The following is a 20,659-nucleotide window of genomic DNA, read 5'->3' as shown; positions in this document are numbered from 1 at the left end:
TTGCGGCTGAAGCCTGGGGCTGGATCAGGCCAGCTTTTCAGCCAGCAGGCGGCGGATCTCGGACTCGACCATCGGCTGCATGGCCGACAACAAAAAGCCCAGCTCAGCGGTGACATGCACCTGCTGCGGCAGCAGATTGATCGCCCCATCCACGCCCGCCCGCGCGATGCGCAAGGTGTCGCCTTCCCAGTGCGAAGCGATGCCGTAACGATCGGTCAGCTTGCGTGCCGCCTCCTCGATCGCCGCACGGGCCTGCGCCGGCGTTCTGGAATGGTCGTGGCGGATATCGATACTGGACATGGGTTCCTGAAGTCATGCGATGGAGCGCGCATTGTGCGCATGTGCGGGGCGCGCTCCAAGTGCGGCGGTATGCGCTATGGGGCTGCGGGCAAACCTGCTAGGCTGCGGCGGGTGCGCGATCTGCAAGTTCATTTCACCCACCGGCAGCAGCCGGATCATTCTCTCCAGCCCGGCGTCCACCGGATCGTACGCCATGCCTCCGGCAGCGTGCGGATCGTCGACGATGCCCAGGGGGCGTTGCTGTTGGCGCAGTTCTGCCTGGATCAGCGCGGTCTCTGGCTGCAGGTGGCCAACGGCATTCGCGGCATCCACGTCAACGGGCGGCCGGTGCGGCGCATGGCGTTGTTGCGTGCCGGCGACGCGTTGTATGCCGATGGCGTGGAGATGCTGTTGCGCAGTGCGCCGTCCAGCGCACCGGCCAACGACATCCAGGACGACGATGCCGGCCTGAGCGAAGTCTGCCTGCTGCTGCGTGGCCTGGGAGGTCGCCATCACGGGCGCAGTTTCACGCTGGACCGTTCGCGGCTGGTCGGCAGCGACCCGGCGACGGACATCGTCATCGACGACCCGGCCTTCGCCGCCCAGCATGCCCGCCTGGAACGGCATGGCGACCGGGTGCTGATCCGCGATCTCGGCTCGGAAGAGGGCAGTTGGATCAACGGCGTGCAGGTGCGCGACGGCTGGCTGCAAGCCGGTGATCAGGTCGTGTTCGACGCGCGCCACCGTTTCGTGGTGGAAGTGCCCAAGATCCAGCACGACGCCACCTGGCATGTGCCCGAGAGCGACCCGCAACCGTTGCCGCGCGTGAGCGAAGCCCCGACCCGAGCGCCGGTAAAGGTGGCCCGCTGGCCGTGGCTGCTGCTCAGCGCGGTGTTGTTGGCGGCGGCGCTGAGTGCCTTGCTGTGGTTCGGCGCGCGCTGAGCCGTTTCCACACGCGCCACCCCAGCAGCAACGCCAGGATGCCGGCATACAGCGCCGGCTCGCGGATATCGGATTTGACCAGCCACCAGAAGTGCAGCACGGCCAGCAACCCGATCGGATAGATCAGCATGTGCAGCCGGCCCCAGTTGCGCTTGAGCCGCCGCATCCAGCCTTGAGTCGAGGTGATCGCCAATGGCACCAACAGCAGCCAGGCGGTGAAGCCGACCGTGATGTACGGGCGTTTGACGATCTCTTCAAAAATCTGTGTCCAGAACCCGCGCAGGTCCAGCCAAAGGTAAGCGGTGAGGTGCACGCTGGCATAGAAAAACGCATACAGGCCGAGCATGCGGCGGAAGCGGATCAGCACCGCCTGGCCGGTCAGCTGCCGCAGCGGCGTAATGGCCAGGGTGATCAGCAGCAGCCGCAGCGCCCACAGCCCGGTGCGATGCTCGATCTCGGCCACCGGGTCGGCGCCCAGTGCATCGCTGCCTTGCTGCCACACCTGCCAGAACTGCCAGCCCAGCAGTGCAATGGGCGCGAGCACGGCGGCATGCACGGCGGTCTTGGCAGCGATCACGGAAACGGATTTCTTGGCCATGCGATCTCGAAGATGAAGCGACGCATCGCAGCCGCGATGCGTTGGTTGTCGTAGGAGCGCACTCGGGCGCGAGAGGCAGTTCCGGGAAAGCCATCGCGCCCGGGTGCGCGCCTACAGACAACGGGTGGATGTCACGTTGGGCGTTGCGTCCCTAGAACCACTTCTTCAGATCCATCCCCGCGTACAGCGAGGCGACCTGGTCGGCGTAGCCGTTGAAGGGCTTGGTCGCAATTCGTTCGGCAAACAGCTTGCTGGCGGTGCCGGCAATGCGGCGCTCGGTCTTCTGGCTCCAGCGCGGATGATCCACGGCTGGATTGACGTTGGAAAAGAATCCGTACTCGGACGGCTGCAGGTCGTGCCAGGCGGTTTCGGGCATCTTCTCGACAAAGCGGATCTCCACGATCGACTTGATGCTCTTGAAGCCGTACTTCCACGGCACCACCAGCCGTAGCGGCGCACCGTTCTGCTGCGGCAGCGGCTTGCCGTAGAGCCCGGTGGCGAGCAGCGTCAGCGGATGCATGGCCTCGTCAATGCGCAGGCCTTCGCGGTACGGCCAGTTGATCGAGCGGTAGCGTACGCCGGGCATCTGTTGCGGGTCGGCCAGCGTGGTAAAGGCCACGTACTTGGCCTTGGAGGTGGGGGCAAAGCGCTTGAGCACTTCGCCGAGCGGCACGCCCGTCCACGGGATCACCATCGACCAGCCTTCAACGCAGCGCAGCCGGTAGATGCGTTCTTCGGCACTGATGCCCTTGAGCAACTCGTCCAGCGACAGGCTGCCGGGTTTTTCGCACTCGCCACTGACCTTCACCGACCACGGCGACAGCTTGAGTGTCTTGGCCGCCTTGGACGGGTCGGTCTTATCGGTGCCGAACTCGTAGAAATTGTTGTAGCTGGTGACATCTTCCAGCCGGGTGAGTTCCTCAGCGGTGCGGAAGCCGCTGCGCGCTTGCGCAGGCGTCACCACGGTCTTCGGCGGAGGCGGCGGATCGGCCTCGGCGCACCCGGCCACGCTCAACGCAGGCGTCAGCGCAAACAACTGCAGCAAGCGCCGCCGGTCGCGATAAACGGCCTCATCGGTGATCTCGCTGGACGGCGTCTTCAAGGCATCGCGAAGTGACATGGCAGGCTCCAGGCAGTGGCTGCAAGGTGAGACTAACGGACCAGGACGAAAGTTCTGCTCCAGGTCTCCAGACTACGCGGCGCAGGGTCAAAAGGATGCAGGTGCAACCGTTTGTCGGCGCTGCCAACGCGGATGCGCTGCGGCATACTAAGAGGCTAGCTCGACAAGGTGTGCCATGACACGCGCGTTCAATTTCAGTGCCGGCCCTGCGACATTGCCGGAATCGGTCCTGCGGCAAGCGCAGGAAGAGATGGTCGAGTGGAACGGCGTGGGTGCCTCGATCGTGGAGATCAGCCACCGCAGCGCCGACTTCATGGCGGTGGCCGCCGCCGCCGAGGCAGACTTGCGCACGCTGTTGTCGATTCCCGACGACTACGCGGTGCTGTTCACCTCCGGTGGCGCGACCACCATCCAGGCGCTGTTGCCGCTGAATTTCGCCGCGCCTGGCCAAGCAGTCGATTACGTGGTCAGTGGCCATTGGGGCAAGACCGCGATCAAGCAGGCCACGCCGTATGTGGATGTGCGCGTGGCCGCCGATGGCCAGCCCGGCGGTTATGTCGACATTCCGCCGGTCGCGAGCTGGACGCTGTCGCCGCACGCCGCGTACGTGCACATCACTGCCAACGAAACCATTCACGGGGTCGAGTTCCGCGACACGCCGGACGTGGGCACCTTGCCGCTGTTTGCCGACTTCAGTTCGTCGATCGCCTCCGAGCCGCTGGACATCAGGCGCTATGGCCTGATCTATGCCGGCGCGCAGAAGAATCTGGGCCCGGTGGGTATTTCGGTGGTGATCGTGCGCCGCGAATTGCTCGAGCGTGCCGGCCAACCGCGTGCAGACATCTTCAATTACGCCTCGCACGTGGCGCGCGATTCTATGCTCAACACGCCGCCTACCTGGAACTGGTATCTGCTCGGGCTCACCGTCAAATGGATGCTCGAGCAGGGTGGGGTGGCCGCATTCGCGCAGCGCAATGCCGAAAAGGCCGCGTTGGTGTACGGCGCAATCGATGGCTCCGGTGGCTTCTATCGCAACCAGGTGATGCCGACGGTGCGTTCGCGCATGAATATCCCGTTTTTCCTGGGCGATGAGCAGCTCGATGCGTTGTTCGTCAGCGAATCCAAGGCGGCCGGCTTGCTCGCGCTGAAGGGGCACAAGGCCGTGGGCGGGATCCGCGCTTCGCTGTACAACGCCATGCCGGTGGCCGGTGCGCAGGCACTGGTGGCCTTCATGCACGATTTCCAGCAGCGCCACGGCTGAGTCCCCCACAACCGCGGCATTGCCGCGCTGGCGCAGTGCGCCGTTTTATTGAAGGAAAGCCCCCCGATGGCTCCCAAGCCCAAGAACACCAACGCCGCTGGCGGCACCGCCAAGTCGGCTACCAAGGCCAGCAGCAAGAAAGCCACCAAGTTGGCTGGCAAGGACAGCGCCAAGCCACTGGCAACCGCTGCCCCAGTGCTGGCCGATGTGCGTGCCAAGATCGACGAGATCGACCGTGGCATCCAGGCGTTGATCGCCGAGCGCGCCAACTTCGCGCATCAGGTCGGCAAGGCCAAGGGCAAGCTGGCAGCGGCGGTGGATTACTACCGCCCCGAGCGCGAAGCGCAGGTGCTGCGCATGGTGGTGGACCGCAACGAAGGACCACTCAGCGATGAAGTGCTGGTGCATGTGTTCCGCGAAATCATGTCTGCGTGCCTTGCGCAGCAGGAGCCGCTGAAGATCGGGTATCTCGGCCCGGAAGGCACCTTCAGCCAGCAGGCGGTGCTCAAGCATTTCGGCCGGTCGGCGGTGGGTCTGCCGATGGCGACCATCGAAGAAGTGTTTCAGGAAGTGGAAGCCGGCAATGCCGATTTCGGCGTGGTGCCGGTAGAAAATTCCGGCCAGGGCACGATCCAGGTCACGCTGGACATGTTCCTCACCTCCAACCTCAAGATCTGCGGCGAAGTCGAGTTGCGTGTGCATCAGTACCTGCTTTCGCGCAACGGGCGCCTGGAAGACATCGAACGCATCTACGCGCATTCGCAGTCGTTTGCGCAGACCGCCGGCTGGCTGCGTTCGCACTTGCCCAAGGTGGAAAAGATTGCGGTCTCCAGCAATGCCGAAGGCGCGCGCCGTGCGCGTAATGCCGAGGACGCGGCGGCCATCGGTGGCGAAAGCGCCGCGCACGTGTATGGCTTGAAAAAAGTCATCATGAAATCGATCGAGGACGACGACGACAACACCACGCGCTTTCTGGTGATCGGCCGGCAGATTTTTCCATCGTCCGGGCACGATCGGACCTCGGTGCTGGTGTTCATCCACGACAAGCCGGGCGCGTTGTTCGATGTACTCAGCCCGTTCGCGCGGCATGGCATCAGCATGAACCGCATCGAGTCGCGGCCGTCGCATCAAGCCAAGTGGGAATACGGCTTCTTTATCGACCTGGCCGGCCATGTGGAGGACGAGTCGATGAAACAGGCACTGGCCGAACTGGAAGCGCATTCGGCACAGATCAAGGTGCTGGGCTCGTATCCGGTCGCCATTCCCTGAGCAGCGCATCGGCTGCGGCGCCGCGTCGGCCCTGACGCGGCACCTGTCTCTACACCGTCTTCCTTCCCAAATGCATTGCTGACCGCAGCGATGCCGTCGCAATCGGATCATTCGCATGAGCAACAGCACGCAACACTGGATCGCACAGCGCGGCACTGCGCTGCAGGGCAGCCTGACCATTCCCGGCGACAAGTCGGTTTCGCACCGCGCGGTGATGTTCGCCGCACTGGCGGATGGCATCTCGAAGATCGACGGCTTTCTGGAGGGCGAAGACACGCGCTCCACCGCGGCGATCTTTGCCCAGCTGGGCGTACGCATTGAAACGCCGTCGGCGTCGCAGCGCATCGTGCATGGCGTCGGTGTGGACGGCCTACAGCCGCCGCAGGGGCCGCTGGATTGTGGCAACGCCGGCACCGGCATGCGCTTGCTGGCCGGCGTGCTCGCGGCGCAGCGGTTCGACAGCGTGCTGGTGGGCGATGCGTCGTTGTCCAAGCGGCCCATGCGCCGCGTCACCGGCCCGCTGGCGCAGATGGGTGCACGTATCGAAACCGAATCGGATGGCACGCCGCCGCTGCAAGTGCACGGTGGCCAGGCGCTGCAAGGCATTACGTTTGCCTCGCCGGTGGCCAGTGCGCAGGTCAAATCGGCCGTGCTGCTGGCCGGGTTGTATGCAGCGGGTGAGACCTCGGTGAGTGAGCCGCATCCCACGCGCGACTACACCGAACGCATGCTCTCCGCATTCGGCGTGGAGATCGCGTTTTCTCCTGGCCAGGCGCGTCTGCGTGGCGGACAGCGTTTGCGCGCGACCGATATCGCGGTGCCGGCAGATTTTTCATCGGCAGCGTTTTTCATCGTAGCCGCCAGCATCATTCCCGGCTCGGACGTGACCTTGCGTGCGGTAGGACTGAATCCGCGGCGCACTGGCCTGTTGGCCGCCCTGCGGCTGATGGGCGCCGATATCGTGGAAGACAATCACGCCGAACACGGCGGTGAGCCGGTGGCAGACCTGCGCGTACGCTATGCCCCGCTGCGGGGCGCGCAGATTCCCGAAGCGCTGGTGCCGGACATGATCGATGAGTTCCCGGCGCTGTTTGTCGCAGCAGCTGCGGCGCGCGGCGACACGGTCGTCAGTGGTGCGGCGGAATTGCGCGTCAAGGAATCCGACCGCCTTGCCGCGATGGCCACCGGCCTGCGCGCGCTCGGCATTGTGGTGGACGAAACCCCGGACGGCGCCACCATCCACGGCGGCACGCTGGGCAGCGGCGTCATCGAGAGCCACGGCGATCACCGCATTGCAATGGCGTTTGCCATCGCAGGCCAGCTGTCCACCGGGACGGTGCAGGTCAACGACGTGGCGAACGTGGCCACCTCGTTCCCAGGCTTCGACAGCCTGGCGCAGGGCGCCGGGTTCGGGCTCAGCGCGCGTCCGTGAATTCCACCGGCACCTGCACGCTGCTGACGACCGCATGGCCGTCACGCAGCGCAGGCTCGAAGCGCCACTGACGCAGCGTTTCCACCACGGCTTCGTCCAGGCGCGGATCCGGGCTGCCTTGGCGCTCCACGATGGTCACCGCGCTGACGCGGCCCTGTACATCCAACTGCAGCCGCGCGATGCGGCTGCCGGCGCTGCCATCCTGCAGAGCCTGCGAGGGGTAATTAGGCATCGCGTTGCCGGGCAGCGGTTGCGGCTCCTGGCTGCTGATCGGCGGGCGCACCGGCAGATGCGGAATCATCATTGCCTCACGTGGCGCATCGGACGCGGGCAGGACCTGGCGCGCCATCGGCGCTGGAGCATCAGTTGCCAGCGATTCGTCGCTATGCCGCGCCCACCACCAACTGGGAACGACCACCAGCACGGCAAGCACGGTCGCCCACAACCAGGGCGAGGCACCGTCGCTTTCGTGATCACGCACGCGGCGGCCTGCGTCGCGCGGCAGCGGTGTGGCGTGGTGGGATGAAGACTGTGATGTGAAGGACATGGCCAACCTCCGGGCGCATCTTTGGGATGACACCCACAGTCTGGTCGGCCTTGCCTGAGGCGCAGCTAAGGCGACGCCTTCACATCCCGGTCGGCGACCGGGCGAGGTTCAGCTTACTGAGCGGGCTTGAACTCGAACGGGATATCGATACTGCCAGCCACCGGCTGGCCGCCGCGCTGGGCCGGGTGGAAGCGCCAGCGACGCACCGCCTCCATCGCGGCGCGGTCCAGATCGCGCGAGCCACTGCGCTGCACCAGCGCCACGCCGCCAGGGTTGCCGGCGGCATCCACGTCAACGCGCACCACCACATCGCCCGCATCGCCACGGCGCAGCGCCGCTGCGGGATAGCGTGGCGGCGGCATCTGGCCCTGCATCGGCACCGGCCGATCACCGCCTGCAACGGGCGCGGCGCTGGTCGGGGCGCCAGGTGCACCGGGTACTGCGTCTTCGGGAAGCGGGGCCGGTGCGGGCGGCGCAGGCGGGGCGGTTTCCACCAGAGCGGGCGCGTCTTCGGGCGGCTTGGCCTGCGGCATCTCGATGGAGCCATCCTGCGCCGGTAACGGCGCCGGCAGCGGCTGGATGGTGTCGGCGGGTGCGCCAGCGGTTGGTTGTGCGGGCGAGGCCTTGTAGAAGTCCTTGCGCCCGGTGGCCCAGACCAGCAGGAACAGCAGCAGGCCCGCGACGAACGCGATACCGGCAATTTTCAGGGTGTGGCGGGGCAGACGCAGAACGATGTGGCGATCGGACGCAGGGCGGGGCGCGGGCATAGGGCTCACCTGAAGGATCAGGCCGATTCTGGCATAGCATCGGTGAATCGATCGCAGCGACTGTCGGAACAGGCGATAATCCCCGGCTCCCACCAAAAACGATCCTCCGATGCTAGATCCGGCCCTGCTTCGCCAACATCCCGCCGACCTTGCCGAGCGCCTGCGCAGCACGCGCGGCTTCGACTTGAACACTGCGGAACTGGAGTCGCTGGAGAGCGAGCGCAAGCGGATCCAGGTGCGCACGCAGGAGCTGCAGAGCCTACGCAATTCCAAGTCCAAGGCGATCGGCCAGGCCAAGGCCAAGGGCGAAGACGTGGCGGCGTTGATGGCCGAAGTGGCCGGCTTTGGCGATGAGCTCAAGGCATCGGAAGACGCACTGGATGTCATCCGCGCGCAGCTGGAAGGCATTGCACTGGGCATTCCCAACTTGCCGGCCGCCAATGTGCCCGCGGGCAAGGACGAGAGCGAGAACGTCGAGCAGGCGCGCTGGGGCACGCCGCGGCAGTTCGATTTTGCGGTCAAGGATCATGTCGAACTCGGCGCGCCGCACGGCTGGCTGGACGGCGAAACCGCAGCCAAGTTGTCCGGCGCGCGTTTCACCGTGCTGCGTGGCCCGATCGCCCGCCTGCACCGTGCGCTGGCGCAATTCATGCTTGACCTGCATGTGGGCGAGCATGGCTACGAAGAAACCAACGTGCCGCTGCTGGTCAACGCCGATTCGATGCGCGGCACCGGCCAGTTGCCGAAGTTCGAAGACGACCTGTTCCAGACCGAAGTGGGCGATTCGAAGCGTTATCTGATTCCCACATCCGAAGTGCCGCTGACCAATATCGTGCGCGATGCCATCGTCGACGCCGAGCGCCTGCCGCTGCGCATGACCGCCCATTCGATGTGCTTCCGCGCCGAAGCGGGCAGCGGTGGCCGCGACACCCGCGGCATGATCCGCCAGCACCAGTTCGAGAAAGTGGAACTGGTCACCGCGTGCAGCCCGGAAGACAGCGAGGCCGAGCACCAGCGCATGACGCGCTGCGCCGAAGTGGTGCTGGAAAAACTGGGCCTGCCGTATCGCAAGGTGCTGCTGTGCACCGGCGACATGGGGTTTTCGGCGATCAAGACCTACGACCTGGAAGTGTGGCTGCCCTCGCAGGCGACTTATCGCGAGATCTCTTCGTGCTCCAACTGTGGTGATTTCCAGGCGCGGCGCATGCAGGCACGCTGGCGCAATCCGGCCAGCGGCAAGCCGGAGCTGCTGCACACGCTCAACGGCTCCGGCACCGCCGTGGGCCGCGCAATGATCGCAGTGATGGAGAACTACCAGAACGCCGATGGCTCGATTGACGTGCCGGACGCACTGCGCCCGTACATGGGCGGGCTGGAGCGGATTGGCTGAGCGTCATTGGACTGCTGCGCAGCCGTGTGGCTGCGGAGTCGTGAGGGCATTAGATAGCTGGTAGTCACGCGGCTGCCGCAGCGTTCGGCCGGCCCAAGCGGGCGCTAGCGATGCATGAGCAACGACGTTCGACGCAGTGACCCAAAAGTGTTCGTAACCCAACGGGGCCGGTGACGGCCCCGTTGGCATTTGAGGCGGGCGGCGCAAGGCGTGACGCCGGACACGTTCGTTGCTCGATTGGGATAAAGGTGGTTAAATATCGCGCATCGTTCTATCCATGGATACCTGCGCCATGCACGACCTGAATGACCTGTACTACTTCGCGATGGTGGTGGACCACGGCGGCTTTGCGGCTGCCGAGCGCGCGCTGGGGATTCCCAAATCGCGTCTGAGCCGCCGCATCAGCCAACTCGAAACCGACCTGGGCGTGCGCCTGTTGCAGCGCTCCACGCGCCGTTTCGCGGTGACCGACGTCGGCACCAGCGTGCACCGGCATGCGCAAACCATGCTGGCTGAGGCGCAAGCCGCGCGCGAGGTGGTGGACCGCCTCAGCGCCGAGCCACGCGGCCTGGTGCGCGTGAGCGTGCCGGTGTCGCTGGCACAGATCCAGTTACCGAAACTGCTGCCGCAATTCCTCGGCAAATACCCGAAGGTGCGGCTGCAGCTCAATATCAGCAATCGCCGCGTCGATGTCATCAACGAAGGCTACGACGTCGCCTTGCGCGTGCGTTCGCGGCTGGATGACGACGGCAGCCTGGTGATGCGCAGCTTTGGCCAGGTGCAGGAGTTGCTGGTTGCCAGCCCCAAGTATCTGGACCGCGCCGGGCGTCCGAAAGACCCGGGCGAGCTGGCCAACCACACCACCATGAGCACCAGCGAGGACGAAGCGCACCAGCGCTGGGAACTGCACGGCCCCAACGGCGAGATGCGCCGCGTGGACCTGCAGCCGCGGCTGGCCGGCTTTGACTTCCCGTTGCTGCAATCGATGGCGCGCGACGGTTTCGGCATCACCATGCTGCCGGAGACGGTGTGCGCCGAAGCGGTGCGCAATGGCGAACTGGAAGTGGTGCTGCCGCATTGGTCGCTGCCGCAAGGCATCTGCCACGCCGTATTCGCCTCGCGCCGCGGCCTGCTGCCGGCCGTGCGCGTGTTCATCGACTTCCTGGCCGAACACCTGCCGCAGGAAATCGAGCGCTCGCGCCTGGATTGCGGCGGCAACTGCGCCGAACTGGCGGAAAAGCTCAAGCGCGCCACCGCCGCAGCGGCCCCGCGCCTGGTGGTGGCCGAAGCCGGCTGAGCCAACGCCGACGCGTGGGCAAACCGGCCCGGGCATGCGAGAATGCGCGCCCGGGAGTGATCCCGGCGGTGGCAGCCCCAAGCAGTTTGGCGGTCACCACCTCAGCGCCACCTGCACTGCATGGTGGCGCTCGTGCGAGCGACCAAGGCCGTTGGCGCACGCACCAGCAGCATCGGAGAGATGGCCGAGCGGTTTAAGGCACCGGTCTTGAAAACCGGCGAAGGGTCAAACCTTCCGTGGGTTCGAATCCCACTCTCTCCGCCACAAAGGTGGCGTAATTTCCTGATTTTAAAGAAAAATCCGGGATTTGGGTTTTTGGCTTCCGTGTTCTTTTCCGTGTTCCGAATGCGCCTGAAAGGTGGGTCGGGAACCCTGACGCAACGAAGGCCGTGGCAGGAGATGTTGATTTAGCTTTACTCATCATCGACAGGATCTGGCGCGTCTTGTTCGCGGTACCAGTCTGCCCACGCCTGCACTTCAACGCGATTCCACAGGATGATGCGCGCAGAAAATTTGACCGCAGCGGGGAAATCACCAGACGCAGCGAGCCTCCCCACTTGTGTGCGGGATATCCCGGCAATGCGCGCGGCCTGGCTGCCGGTGATCAAATCATGCTGCTGCACGTGGGATGCCTCGCACGATGTTCTGGACCTGCCTTCCTGAGATTTGGAAGAGCCACCCAACCATCCCTGTTGTCAGATGACGCTGGTCCGCTGCCTTCCATGTTTGAATGATCAAGGCGTTTCGTCTTGCGTCAAGCCACGATCCCGGCAGGTTGATTTCAAGCTGGTCACCACCGAAGGCCCGCATCAGCTTGGAAGTGGCATCGGCACCGATGAGCGCGGTATACGTGGCATGGGTAGGCGCCCAGCTGTTCGCCGGCACATACAAGTAGCCCACCAGGCCGCGGCCCTTACGCTTCACGGCGTTCGAGAGCGCATGACCGGCCAGGCGGAACGCGGCGTCGCGACCTACGACTTCGATCAGGTCGCGGAACACCTGCGGCAAAAGCCAGTCCGAAACCGGCGCGGAATCATCGCCCACTGCGTGCGCGATCCATGATGCTGCGGCCGTTGTCGATCGGCGTCGAGCCGCGGCGCAATTCGCGAACGATCGCCGCGCGGGATTTTGTGCGCATCGGTGCCGGTGCGCAGGGGATTTCCGCCGGGATGGTGGCGGAGCGGCTGGCCTTCCAGGCAGCGAGCATTTCGGCGCTCGGGCATTCACTGGCCACCAGCATGGCGGCGATGGATAAAAGCTCGATCATGCGCGCCACCGATTTACATACGATCCGCGCGGGCCATGCTCTTCCTGGTCATCGCCACGGACGGGCTGGATCAGCGCCGCACGCACGCGGGCCGCCACGTGGGCCATGAGCTTGCGCACCTGGCCGGACTCCAATTCCGGCCATGCCTTGCGGATGCGGCGCTCGATTTCGGGCTCGCTTTCCGCGTTGGCGCGCCACATCGGGTTGCCGATCAGGGGTAGATGGATGGCCACGCGCGGGCCATCATCGTCATCGGCCATGCGGGTGAAATTGGCGCCGGCAATCTCGGCCATCGACCAGGCGAACACGCCAGCAGGATCGGGCAGCGGAGTTTCATCGGCAGTCAGCGCGTGCCAGGCCGATGTCAGGCGTTCGAATAGGGTGCGGGAGCCGCGAGCGGCCCCCGCTTTCGTTGGCAGCAGGGGTGAATCGGAACCCTGCTGCCGCTGAACTGGATTGGTCGCGGCCATGATTAGGCAGCGACCTTGAAGAACACACCTGCACGCGGAACCAGGGCTGCGGCGCTTGTGAAAACCGTTACTAGCAATTCGCCGTCCAGGGAGTGGCGATCGGCAACAACACGCACCTCACGGTCGAGGATCACAGCCGCCTGGTTGAACGCACCCACGAACGTGCCCGCAGTGGCGTCGGTCAGTTCAGCGGCGACACCGGCAGCGCGCAGCACACCGTCCTGGCCAACAGTGGCTCCGGTGGCGCTGGTGCCGATCAGGGCAGCCAGGTCAGCGAAGCGCAGACCCTGTGCGGCAGCAGCTGCCAGGCTGAAATTGGCCAGGCTTGCGGCACTCAACGCAGACAGCAGCGCCACGTCGGCAGCACGGCCGACGCCAGCCAGGATCGATGCAGAAAGCAGTTCATCCAGGCTGCCATCCAGGGCGCGGCGGCGGTAGTCGGCACGCTCGATGCGGAACGCCGCGCCGAAAGGGGGGCTAGTCGCTTCCGAGTCCCAATCGACGGTCGCGGACCAGACGGGCAAGGCGGTCGATACAGCGGCGTTCGCCCCATCTGCGACCACGGCGAGCTGCATAGGCTTGATGACGCTAAACCCGCTGGTCTCGCGCTGCATCACCGGCAGATCAGGGCCGGCGCCGATCGGACGGGGCGCAATGGCGTCCTCGCGGATCAGCAGATGTGCACCGGCGACAGCGGCGCGGCTGTGCGCTGCGGCGATGGTGAGAGGATCGAGTAGGAAGCTGCTGACACTCGGCCGGCCGGCGGGGGTTTCGCGCAGCGTGCCGTCTTCGCGGAAATAAGTTGCGAGATTGGCCGGAACAGGTCCGAGCAGTGAGATTTCGCCAGCGACAGCGGTGCCGGTCTTGTAGGCGGCGCGCACGTTGTCGTTCGCGTCGTAATGGACTTTGGCGCCCGACTGGTTGCGAGCGTTTTCGAGAATGCTGGTAAGTGAAGTGGTCATGCGGTTTTGGGTGTTTCTAGGTAGGTGATGTGTCGAATCGTGCGCCGCGTTAGTGGCTGCGTTCCACCGGCTGGATTTCCGCGACCACGACGAGCAACAGCGGCCCGACAGGGGAGGGGCTTGGCATCGACGCATCCCTGCGCAGCCGCCAGCGCGGGCGTGTGGCGGGCTTGCGGCGGCTGGCAGGTGGGGTAGGTGCCAACCCGGCGCAGATGGGCGCAGCGGGGCGTGTGGGGCCGCTGATTTTTTGATTATCTTTACACTGGCCGGTGTACTTTTTCGGATGCGCGATTACCGCACAAGACTTGCTGCGCTTGCATTTCATACATGAGCGGAATTCATTGAAATCGTCCGATGTATGAACAGAAAAACGGTTTTCAGCGGCCAGCCACACCGTAAATCTGGCGGGTCAACCTGCCCCACAGTGCCACCCCCTCAGAGAGGACCCTAACGATTTCTTTACATTTGCCTTCACATCGGCCCGAAACTGAACGGCTCGCGTTGCGTCGTTCAGGTTTAGACGGGTCAGACACCCCACGGCCGGGCCGACAGGGATGCGAGGTGGGCGGCCATGCTGCTGCACGCATGCCAGGGGTGTGCGCCATATCGGAATTGAATAGGTCAGCATGCGCAGCAGCGATCACCGACCAGCCACTCAGCGCGATCAGTTCAAGGCGCCCGCATCGCCACGCAGGCAGCCAGCGCGATCACGCGCGGTCGATCGATCGCGAATGCATCGAAGGAATCGATCGACCAGGCACCCCCGCCCCCGGCACCTGCAAGGTCTAGGGCAGGGGGGGGGGATGCCTATGCAGTGGGGGTGTGCAGCTGCCGCCGCTCCCACGCTTCCAGCTGCTCCACCGGATACACCACGACGGCACCCAGCTTCACAGTTTGGCGCGGCTCGCTCCAAGCGTTGTCACGCTCAGTCGCCCGCGTTAACCACGTTGAATAAATCATCGGCGTTCTTGCTGCCGTCAAGCCTTCGAACCATTGCGCTCCAGTTCCGAAAGTGAAGCGCTTTGACGCCGCCCTGTACGTAATGCAACGTTGCATGGTCTAAACGGATTGCACACTGAAAACCCACTACTAACAGCGTGCCCGTCATCAACCCTAAGCTACCAGCGGGCGCCATACCAGCTACGGGAGCTATAGGTTTAGATACGTCGGCAAACCATTCCCAGCCATCGGCGATAGTTATGACAGTTTGCTCTGCGGTGCAGTCCCATTGACCTTGTTCGGGGCCTACGACGCACATCGCACCCTGCACCGGTTCCTGTCCTTGTGTTACTGCTTTAAGCCACCAGCCCCCAGACATGTAAAACAGCTGTCCTGCTGTAATATCTGGCACAGGTTTTACCGTAAAAGCTGAAGAATCCATTCCTAGGGTCTCCTTGCGGATTGATTAAGACAGTTCTACGAGTCTACCTCACGCAGCTTGCGGGCACCAATCAGGTGCGTAGATGCTTCGGAACCAGAGTATCGCTACCCTGCCGCCGTAGGTGCGTCCCTTGTGATCCCTGCGCGCCTTGCTTTCTAGTTGATTTCGGCCCTTGGCCAGGATCAGTTGCGCAGCCTCATCGGCACTCAGCGCGTGGGCCATGATTTCGCAGAGCACACCATTCCAATAACGTTCGTCTTCTGACTCGTGCGGAACTGCATCAAGCACGCGGCGGGAATTTCGGCGAGCGGCAAGCTCTGCAGTTCTGGACCATGAGTCCGAATCTACGACGTACCAGGTCGTGACATCGACAATGCCCCGATGGGTGCCACAACCCACGTAACCACCTAAGGTTTCTATGCCAGTTGTGGCACCCATTTTTGCCTTTCGGTTGTTGCGCGCACGGATCAGTTTCAAGCCCATTCGATCAAACAGATCGATAACCGCCTGTGTGGCGGCTCTACCGCTCGGTAAGCCGAACCGTTCCCCAGCCCACTTGGCAGGCACCAACCCCAGCACTGCCAACAACTGCCGCCGCACGTACATGCGGCTAAGCAGCGCTGCCGAAACTTCAGAAGTGACACGGAACCCCGGTGCCAGCTTGAACCAAGCAAATAGCTCCCGATACGCCAACACCCGTGCACGCCCGAATCGGAGCCGATGAAGGTCTGTTATCCCACCATCGCTCGCTGCCTCAGTAGTGCCAGCGGTGGCTGCCGTGAACCTATCCCATGCCCGCGGCCCGCGGCCTGCATCCCAAACGTCTAGGTCGGCGTCGCAAAGTTGATCGCTCAGCCCAAGATCGCGCACGATTCTGTGCCGAAGTAGCGCCGCCTGGTCAACCTCGCTCAAGGCCGGTCGTTCGCGCATTCGTCGTGCTTCAACGTCACTTAGATCACGCGCGGCCAGCAGCGAGTCGCGTTGTTCGCGGTTGATATCTGCGCGCAGCAGCTTCATTGATTCCGCGCTCACCGCGCTGTCGCCGATCTGCATCGGGCTGACAGCCCAGCCGGCCGCTTCCAACAGCCACCAGAGTCCCCCGGCGAAGTCCGCCCGATGCTTGGCATCACCGGCTTCGATGTCGGCCACAATGCCGTCCAAATCGGTTGGCATCGGGGCGCGGCGTTCCAGTTCTGCCGCCTCAGACAGGCCAGTCAGGATCGCAGCGGCCGAATCAATTTCGAACCTGTTGGACGCTGTGACAACCACTGAGAGCGAATTTAAATAGCGCACCCGGCGCGCCATCTGCATCGCGTCGGCCGGTGTGACGGTAGCACCGGACGCAATCACAAAGACCCTGTGAAACCAGGCCCCACCGAAATCGCGGTGTTCGATCGATACTCCGCTAGAGATGACTGGTGACGCCACTATGGCATCGTAGAGGCGACTCATGCGATCAGGGGCGGCGAGGAATTCCGCCTGTTCGCGGTTGCCGGCGTTATCGGAGTGCACCAGTAACACGCGCCGGCCGCAGGTTTCCAGCAGCCGCGCGCATTCGATCGCCCGCGACTTCTCTCCACATGCCACCCACAAGCGGCGCCCATCGGCTAATTCAGTGAGCATGTCGCCGTAGGCATGGTGCAGGGCATCCGGCCCGAAGCCGAATTCCGCTTCTCGCGCCCGCAATGGCGCAATGTCAGTATCGATGATGCGAAAGCGCTCGCTGGGGCGGCAGGATTCAAGGAATTCAATCGTGCGATCATCAACCCCTGCATCGGCCACGATGACGCACTCGGCGTGTGACACCATGTCGCGCAGGGCGGCGAGCACGTCTGCCATCTGCTTGCGGTCGGCCACCGTGACCCGCGCTGCAAGGCTGCGCACAACCTGGCTGATTTCGTCGATGAACACCCATTGCGCTTCTCGATAGATCTGCGCGTGATCGCCTTTAACGATGGACGGCAGGCACGCTGCAAGCGCGTCAACGTGCACCGCGTATTCGCCAGCGATGCGTTGATAGTGGGCGCACCCCAGCCGCGCAGATAGCTCGGCGATCAGCGACTGTCGGTGCGCCAGGGCAACAAAGCGCCCATCTCGGCGGCTCGCCCATTCGGCAAAGGGCAAGCCGATTTTTTGAGTCTTCCCGCAGCCCATCGGGGCTCGTAGTACGATGACGCCGCGATAGTCGGCTTCGCCCAGCGCGGGAAGGTTGTCCCGCCGTTCGACGGTGTGCCGCGCCAGTACTGCCGCAGACGGGTGCACTGCCGCCAATGCTGACGACCGGCGTCGATCTACAATCCAACGGATGCCACCAGCGATTGCGTTGATGGTGGCGTCGGCCAGAATCGAACGTGGAAGCGCGTCGCGCAGTGCCGATGAAATTGATTCAACCGTTTCACCGCGCGCCGGGACGCCCATCGACAAGCGCTTAGCCAATGCCCATGCGAAGGCCGCCGCATCGGCTGCGTCAGTCAGGCGCCCAAGGGCGCGCAGGGCGTCGGCACGGCTGGTCGGGACATCCAGCGCAGGCAGTTCGAACGGGCGCACGTATGCGGATGCTTCGGGCAGTGGCGGCTGGTGCAGCTCAGCCAGCGCCAAGCGCACGGCTTGGATGCCCTGGCGTTGGTGCAGGTCGTTGAAGTCTTCGCCCACGGCAACGGGGCATGCCCACGGCAGGCCAGTCGCTTCTGCGGCACGCTGGCCGGTGCCACTGGCGTCGTTATCGGCCGCAACTGCGTCGGCCAGACTGGCGCAGTGAATAAGATTGCCGGCATCGAACGCAACGACCACGGCCGCACTGGTCGCTTCATGGATGCTTGCGCCGGTTGCGGCACCCTCGCAAAGCCAGGTGCGGCCGGTGCCTTCTATCAGGAAAAACCCGCCGCGTTTCTGTCCACCACGCAAAAATAATTTGCGGCCAGTCGCGTCAATGCGTTGCACATTGACCAGCTGCCCGTCTGGCAGGCGCACAGGCACCAACAGATCCCCAGCGCGCACGACAATCGCTTCATTCACCCACCGCGCCCGCTCAGCGTCCCACAACCGTGCGCGCAGGGTCGTGGTCGCGACGCGCAGCCCATATGCAGCTACGCCTTTGCTTCGCAGATAGGCATGCTTATCGCAATCGGGTGAAGCCGATTCCCAAGCGATGCGCGCGGCATCGGCGGCGGCAAGGCGGCCAAGCTGGTCAGCAGCGTCACGCTCTACGGCTCGCGCCTGCGCTGCCGTCTTCGCCAATCGCGCACGCTCGGCGTACTCGGCCACTCGCGCGGTATCTGCGCCAATGTCCTCACGACCCTCGCGCGCAAAAAGCTGCCAAGCCAGGTCGCGTGGCTTCCAATACTTCGAAGCGCCACCGTGTTTAAACGATTTGAACGTGATTGCCGGCCACGTGGTCCCATCGGGGTCGGTGGTAACGCTGGCAACGAGGAACTGTCGCTTATCGCGCTTGCCGGCCTGGCTCGTCAGGTACCGGCGGACCCCATCTAGTTCCGGAGGCTCGTCCAGCTGCGCTCGGACTTCCAACGCCGCGGCCTGCGCGTCGGCGAAGAATTCAAATAGAGCATCTTCCGGTGTCGGCCAGCGCGCCGCCACAAACTCAGCAAATCGTCGCATGGGTCAGCCTTCGCCGCGCGCGACCTTGTCCGCAGATGCGCAGACCGCACGAACATCCTTGCGACGGAATTTCAAGTGGAGACCACTGGCGGTGATGGCTGACGCGAACGTAGCCCAGGCATATTCCGGCCAGTTCGAATGAATCCCACGCATTTGGAACGCGTGACGGATTACCCAGCCCCGAAGATGATGTTTTATTTCGTCAACGGAGCGGGCTCGATGAGCACGCTCAAGGTGCCAAGCCGCAGATTGCGCCCACACAAAGGCCGGAAATTCTGCCAGTGCCTCAATACGCACAGGTATTTGAGCATATTGTTGAGCTTCGGAAGGGCTCTGCTTCTCGGGTGGGTTAGACGCCAGGCCGCGCATATCGGCCTGGCGTTTTTCATGTGGCTGCATCAGCTGCGTGCCTCCACAGACGCGAAGCGCTTGGCGATCCAGCTATCCACGACACGTGGATCCCAGCCAATCGCTCTTTCTCCGATTTTGACCGGGGACGGGAATAGACCAGCTGCAATGTCTCGGTAGAGGCTGGCGCGACTTCTGCCAACGCGTGCAAGTACGGACGGAAGGCGTTCGATGCTAAGGCGATTTTCTAACATGTGTTCTAGTGCTCCAATTAACGCCCAAGTCGTCTCAGGCGTAGGGCATAATTGCGCGTCAACAGACGCTTGAACACTATTCACTTTTGGGAAGGGGTTTACAGATCAACGACTTAGGATGCCCTGTTCACATGGCGATTTTGCATGTGAATACCCTGCGACATGCAAATTAAGCTGCGTAGGTCGCCCACTCATCCATCAACGCGCGGCGCTTCCTGAGCAAGTCGCCCCGCGCATAGGCAGCTTCAGTTTTACTTTTAAGCTGGTGCGCCAGAGCATGTTCAATAACCTCGCGTGGATGGTGTGTTTCCTGCCCAGCCCAATCGCGAAAAGTTGAGCGAAACCCATGCGCGGTGATGTCCGTCCGACCCATCCTTTTAAGGGTTGCAAGCATTGCCATGTTCGATAATGGTCTTCCATTCTTCGCCCCTGGAAAAACAAAGCCGTCGCCACTTCCGGTGGCGAAATTCCTCATTGCAGAAAGAATTTCAAGGGCGGCGCTGCTCAGCGGCACTCGGTGTTCCTTGCCTGCTTTCATCCGCTCTACAGGAATCGTCCAGACGTTTTCATGCAAGTCGAATTCACCCCAGCGGGCGCCGATGACTTCTCCAGTTCTTGTGGCTGTCAGGATCGCGAAACGCAGCGCTTGTGCTCCAATGCCGATTTGGCCTTGCAGCGCCGATAGGAATGCAGGAAGTTCTGCATAGGGCAGGGCCGCGTGATGTTCAACTTTCTTGGCCTGTGCTGGTGCTGCAAGTGCCTCCGAAAGATGACCGCGCCAGCGCGCCGGATTGTCCCCAGTACGATGTCCGCTCACTGTCGCCCACGCCAGAACTCGTTCGATGCGCCCGCGTACCCAGCTGGCGGTCTCGTTTTTCGTAACCCAGATTGGATCAAGCGCCGCAAGCACATGAGGTGTATCGATCTGCTTTACGTCAAGGTCGCCGATATAAGGGTAGGCATACGTTTCAAGGGTGCTGCGCCACTGCGCTTTGTGCTTGTCGTTCTTCATGGCCGACACTTTGCCGGAAAGGTACTTTTCCGTCGCTTGTCGAAACGTAAGCCCGATGTTTGCCTGGGTGCGTGCGCGAGCAGTTTGCGGCGTTATGCCTGCGGCCAGGTCTGAGCGCAACGAGGCGGCTCGCGCCCTTGCATCTGCCAAACCAACAACGCCTACTGACCCTAAACCTAGCTCTCTGCGCTGGCCTGCGCGGACAAATTCGAAAGTCCAGCTAGCCGCTCCGCCTTCGCCGACGCGTAGCGCTAGATTTCCCCCGTCGGAGTATCGGCCAGGCTTTGCGTTTCCTTTCTTCGCCGCATTGACGAACGTAGGCGAGAGCCTATGGTGAGTCCTGGGCATTGGTACTCCGGGTTTTTTCCGTGTTTGTCCCTGCGATCATATCAAATTTTGCGATGCCTTGTGAGACGCAAAGTCAACGCAAATTGTTGAATCTGAATGG

Annotated in this window: 22 protein-coding genes, 1 tRNA gene and 1 pseudogene; 7 read left to right on the top strand and 17 right to left on the bottom strand. The window is 63.4% G+C overall.

Annotated elements, in window-relative coordinates:
• Window positions 1-24 precede the first annotated feature (24 nt).
• On the bottom strand, window positions 25-300 hold the full coding sequence (locus ACCQ09_RS13270; RefSeq protein WP_014507417.1) for a polyhydroxyalkanoic acid system family protein: 276 nt from the start codon (window positions 298-300) through the stop codon (window positions 25-27).
• 111 nt (window positions 301-411) lie between these two features.
• Here ACCQ09_RS13270 and ACCQ09_RS13265 point away from each other — a divergent pair, with 111 nt between their 5' ends.
• Window positions 412-1,221 (top strand): FHA domain-containing protein, encoded by an 810-nt coding sequence (locus ACCQ09_RS13265; RefSeq protein WP_040941472.1) that lies wholly within the window; start codon window positions 412-414, stop codon window positions 1,219-1,221.
• Here ACCQ09_RS13265 and msrQ read toward each other — a convergent pair.
• Together msrQ and msrP are read right to left on the bottom strand one after the other, a co-directional pair.
• Window positions 1,163-1,819 (bottom strand): protein-methionine-sulfoxide reductase heme-binding subunit MsrQ, encoded by a 657-nt coding sequence (msrQ, locus tag ACCQ09_RS13260; protein ID WP_040941471.1) that lies wholly within the window; start codon window positions 1,817-1,819, stop codon window positions 1,163-1,165. The two genes, ACCQ09_RS13265 and msrQ, sit on opposite strands and share 59 nt — an antisense overlap.
• A gap of 151 nt (window positions 1,820-1,970) precedes the next feature.
• On the bottom strand, window positions 1,971-2,939 hold the full coding sequence (gene msrP, locus ACCQ09_RS13255; RefSeq protein WP_012438648.1) for a protein-methionine-sulfoxide reductase catalytic subunit MsrP: 969 nt from the start codon (window positions 2,937-2,939) through the stop codon (window positions 1,971-1,973).
• Window positions 2,940-3,114: 175 nt separating this feature from the next.
• Here msrP and serC point away from each other — a divergent pair, with 175 nt between their 5' ends.
• The 3 genes from serC to aroA all read left to right on the top strand — a co-directional run bounded on the left by serC (window position 3,115) and on the right by aroA (window position 6,901).
• Entirely contained in the window at window positions 3,115-4,200 is a 1,086-nt protein-coding gene (gene serC / locus ACCQ09_RS13250; protein ID WP_011036771.1) for a phosphoserine transaminase, read from the top strand.
• A gap of 66 nt (window positions 4,201-4,266) precedes the next feature.
• Window positions 4,267-5,469, top strand: a complete 1,203-nt coding sequence (gene pheA, locus ACCQ09_RS13245; RefSeq protein WP_016944749.1) for a prephenate dehydratase — start codon at window positions 4,267-4,269, stop codon at window positions 5,467-5,469.
• Between the two features lie 115 nt (window positions 5,470-5,584).
• Window positions 5,585-6,901 carry a 3-phosphoshikimate 1-carboxyvinyltransferase gene (aroA, locus tag ACCQ09_RS13240; protein WP_040941470.1) on the top strand — a complete coding sequence of 439 codons (1,317 nt, stop codon included), beginning with the start codon at window positions 5,585-5,587 and terminating at the stop codon, window positions 6,899-6,901.
• Here aroA and ACCQ09_RS13235 read toward each other — a convergent pair.
• Both ACCQ09_RS13235 and ACCQ09_RS13230 read right to left on the bottom strand, forming a co-directional pair.
• Entirely contained in the window at window positions 6,885-7,448 is a 564-nt protein-coding gene (locus ACCQ09_RS13235; RefSeq protein ID WP_012438645.1) for an energy transducer TonB, read from the bottom strand. The genes aroA and ACCQ09_RS13235 overlap by 17 nt on opposite strands.
• 113 nt (window positions 7,449-7,561) lie before the next feature.
• Window positions 7,562-8,215, bottom strand: coding sequence for an energy transducer TonB (locus tag ACCQ09_RS13230; RefSeq protein ID WP_012438644.1), 654 nt, complete (start codon window positions 8,213-8,215; stop codon window positions 7,562-7,564).
• A gap of 109 nt (window positions 8,216-8,324) precedes the next feature.
• On the opposite strand from ACCQ09_RS13230, the gene serS reads away from it, so the two are divergent.
• The 3 genes from serS to ACCQ09_RS13215 all read left to right on the top strand — a co-directional run bounded on the left by serS (window position 8,325) and on the right by ACCQ09_RS13215 (window position 11,166).
• Entirely contained in the window at window positions 8,325-9,605 is a 1,281-nt protein-coding gene (gene serS, locus ACCQ09_RS13225; protein WP_011036776.1) for a serine--tRNA ligase, read from the top strand.
• 277 nt (window positions 9,606-9,882) lie between these two features.
• Entirely contained in the window at window positions 9,883-10,902 is a 1,020-nt protein-coding gene (locus tag ACCQ09_RS13220; RefSeq protein ID WP_011036777.1) for a LysR family transcriptional regulator, read from the top strand.
• A gap of 174 nt (window positions 10,903-11,076) precedes the next feature.
• Window positions 11,077-11,166: transfer RNA gene (locus ACCQ09_RS13215), tRNA-Ser, on the top strand.
• Window positions 11,167-11,315: 149 nt separating this feature from the next.
• On the opposite strand, the gene ACCQ09_RS13210 is transcribed toward ACCQ09_RS13215, so the two are convergent.
• The 12 genes and pseudogenes from ACCQ09_RS13210 to ACCQ09_RS13155 form a co-directional block, all read right to left on the bottom strand.
• Window positions 11,316-11,525, bottom strand: coding sequence for a helix-turn-helix transcriptional regulator (locus tag ACCQ09_RS13210; protein WP_162866390.1), 210 nt, complete (start codon window positions 11,523-11,525; stop codon window positions 11,316-11,318).
• A complete protein-coding gene (locus ACCQ09_RS13205; protein WP_228428233.1) occupies window positions 11,512-11,946 on the bottom strand; it encodes a hypothetical protein in 435 nt (144 codons plus the stop codon). Before ACCQ09_RS13205 ends, ACCQ09_RS13210 begins: the two co-directional genes overlap by 14 nt.
• On the bottom strand, window positions 11,936-12,169 hold the full coding sequence (locus ACCQ09_RS13200; protein ID WP_162866389.1) for a hypothetical protein: 234 nt from the start codon (window positions 12,167-12,169) through the stop codon (window positions 11,936-11,938). Before ACCQ09_RS13200 ends, ACCQ09_RS13205 begins: the two co-directional genes overlap by 11 nt.
• Entirely contained in the window at window positions 12,166-12,639 is a 474-nt protein-coding gene (locus ACCQ09_RS13195; protein ID WP_197708506.1) for a hypothetical protein, read from the bottom strand. The genes ACCQ09_RS13200 and ACCQ09_RS13195 overlap by 4 nt, the downstream gene beginning before the upstream one ends.
• Before the next feature lie 2 nt (window positions 12,640-12,641).
• A complete protein-coding gene (locus tag ACCQ09_RS13190; protein ID WP_080640118.1) occupies window positions 12,642-13,601 on the bottom strand; it encodes a hypothetical protein in 960 nt (319 codons plus the stop codon).
• 49 nt (window positions 13,602-13,650) lie between these two features.
• Window positions 13,651-13,995, bottom strand: a complete 345-nt coding sequence (locus tag ACCQ09_RS13185; protein ID WP_162866388.1) for a hypothetical protein — start codon at window positions 13,993-13,995, stop codon at window positions 13,651-13,653.
• A gap of 531 nt (window positions 13,996-14,526) precedes the next feature.
• Window positions 14,527-14,982, bottom strand: a complete 456-nt coding sequence (locus ACCQ09_RS13180; RefSeq protein ID WP_162866387.1) for a hypothetical protein — start codon at window positions 14,980-14,982, stop codon at window positions 14,527-14,529.
• A 48-nt stretch (window positions 14,983-15,030) separates the two neighbouring features.
• Entirely contained in the window at window positions 15,031-18,597 is a 3,567-nt protein-coding gene (locus ACCQ09_RS13175; protein WP_040941467.1) for a plasmid replication protein, CyRepA1 family, read from the bottom strand.
• Between the two features lie 3 nt (window positions 18,598-18,600).
• Entirely contained in the window at window positions 18,601-18,996 is a 396-nt protein-coding gene (locus ACCQ09_RS13170; protein WP_162866386.1) for a hypothetical protein, read from the bottom strand.
• Window positions 18,996-19,199, bottom strand: coding sequence for a helix-turn-helix transcriptional regulator (locus tag ACCQ09_RS13165; protein WP_015463065.1), 204 nt, complete (start codon window positions 19,197-19,199; stop codon window positions 18,996-18,998). The genes ACCQ09_RS13170 and ACCQ09_RS13165 overlap by 1 nt, the downstream gene beginning before the upstream one ends.
• Before the next feature lie 169 nt (window positions 19,200-19,368).
• A complete protein-coding gene (locus ACCQ09_RS13160) occupies window positions 19,369-20,211 on the bottom strand; it encodes a tyrosine-type recombinase/integrase (RefSeq protein WP_228428256.1) in 843 nt (280 codons plus the stop codon).
• A gap of 129 nt (window positions 20,212-20,340) precedes the next feature.
• Window positions 20,341-20,559, bottom strand: a pseudogene (locus ACCQ09_RS13155) (Arm DNA-binding domain-containing protein); the annotation flags it as partial.
• Between the last annotated feature and the right edge of the window lie 100 nt (window positions 20,560-20,659).

Source organism: Xanthomonas sp. NCPPB 2586 (assembly GCF_041475775.2).
GTDB classification, from domain to species: domain Bacteria; phylum Pseudomonadota; class Gammaproteobacteria; order Xanthomonadales; family Xanthomonadaceae; genus Xanthomonas; species Xanthomonas campestris.
The sequence above is the reverse complement of the archived record's forward strand: the minus strand, read 5'-3'. Positions and strand labels throughout refer to the sequence as shown.

Bases quoted from the DNA above. Each gene is read 5' to 3' on its own strand.
- ACCQ09_RS13270 (WP_014507417.1), bottom strand. From the start codon at position 300: ATGTCCAGTATCGATATCCGCCACGACCATTCCAGAACGCCGGCGCAG.
- msrQ (WP_040941471.1), bottom strand. From the start codon at position 1,819: ATGGCCAAGAAATCCGTTTCCGTGATCGCTGCCAAGACCGCCGTGCAT.
- msrP (WP_012438648.1), bottom strand. From the start codon at position 2,939: ATGTCACTTCGCGATGCCTTGAAGACGCCGTCCAGCGAGATCACCGAT.
- serC (WP_011036771.1), top strand. From the start codon at position 3,115: ATGACACGCGCGTTCAATTTCAGTGCCGGCCCTGCGACATTGCCGGAA.
- pheA (WP_016944749.1), top strand. From the start codon at position 4,267: ATGGCTCCCAAGCCCAAGAACACCAACGCCGCTGGCGGCACCGCCAAG.
- aroA (WP_040941470.1), top strand. From the start codon at position 5,585: ATGAGCAACAGCACGCAACACTGGATCGCACAGCGCGGCACTGCGCTG.
- ACCQ09_RS13235 (WP_012438645.1), bottom strand. From the start codon at position 7,448: ATGTCCTTCACATCACAGTCTTCATCCCACCACGCCACACCGCTGCCG.
- ACCQ09_RS13230 (WP_012438644.1), bottom strand. From the start codon at position 8,215: ATGCCCGCGCCCCGCCCTGCGTCCGATCGCCACATCGTTCTGCGTCTG.
- serS (WP_011036776.1), top strand. From the start codon at position 8,325: ATGCTAGATCCGGCCCTGCTTCGCCAACATCCCGCCGACCTTGCCGAG.
- ACCQ09_RS13220 (WP_011036777.1), top strand. From the start codon at position 9,883: ATGGATACCTGCGCCATGCACGACCTGAATGACCTGTACTACTTCGCG.
- ACCQ09_RS13200 (WP_162866389.1), bottom strand. From the start codon at position 12,169: ATGATCGAGCTTTTATCCATCGCCGCCATGCTGGTGGCCAGTGAATGC.
- ACCQ09_RS13195 (WP_197708506.1), bottom strand. From the start codon at position 12,639: ATGGCCGCGACCAATCCAGTTCAGCGGCAGCAGGGTTCCGATTCACCC.
- ACCQ09_RS13190 (WP_080640118.1), bottom strand. From the start codon at position 13,601: ATGACCACTTCACTTACCAGCATTCTCGAAAACGCTCGCAACCAGTCG.
- ACCQ09_RS13180 (WP_162866387.1), bottom strand. From the start codon at position 14,982: ATGGATTCTTCAGCTTTTACGGTAAAACCTGTGCCAGATATTACAGCA.
- ACCQ09_RS13175 (WP_040941467.1), bottom strand. From the start codon at position 18,597: ATGCGACGATTTGCTGAGTTTGTGGCGGCGCGCTGGCCGACACCGGAA.
- ACCQ09_RS13170 (WP_162866386.1), bottom strand. From the start codon at position 18,996: ATGCAGCCACATGAAAAACGCCAGGCCGATATGCGCGGCCTGGCGTCT.
- ACCQ09_RS13165 (WP_015463065.1), bottom strand. From the start codon at position 19,199: ATGTTAGAAAATCGCCTTAGCATCGAACGCCTTCCGTCCGTACTTGCA.
- ACCQ09_RS13160 (WP_228428256.1), bottom strand. From the start codon at position 20,211: ATGAAGAACGACAAGCACAAAGCGCAGTGGCGCAGCACCCTTGAAACG.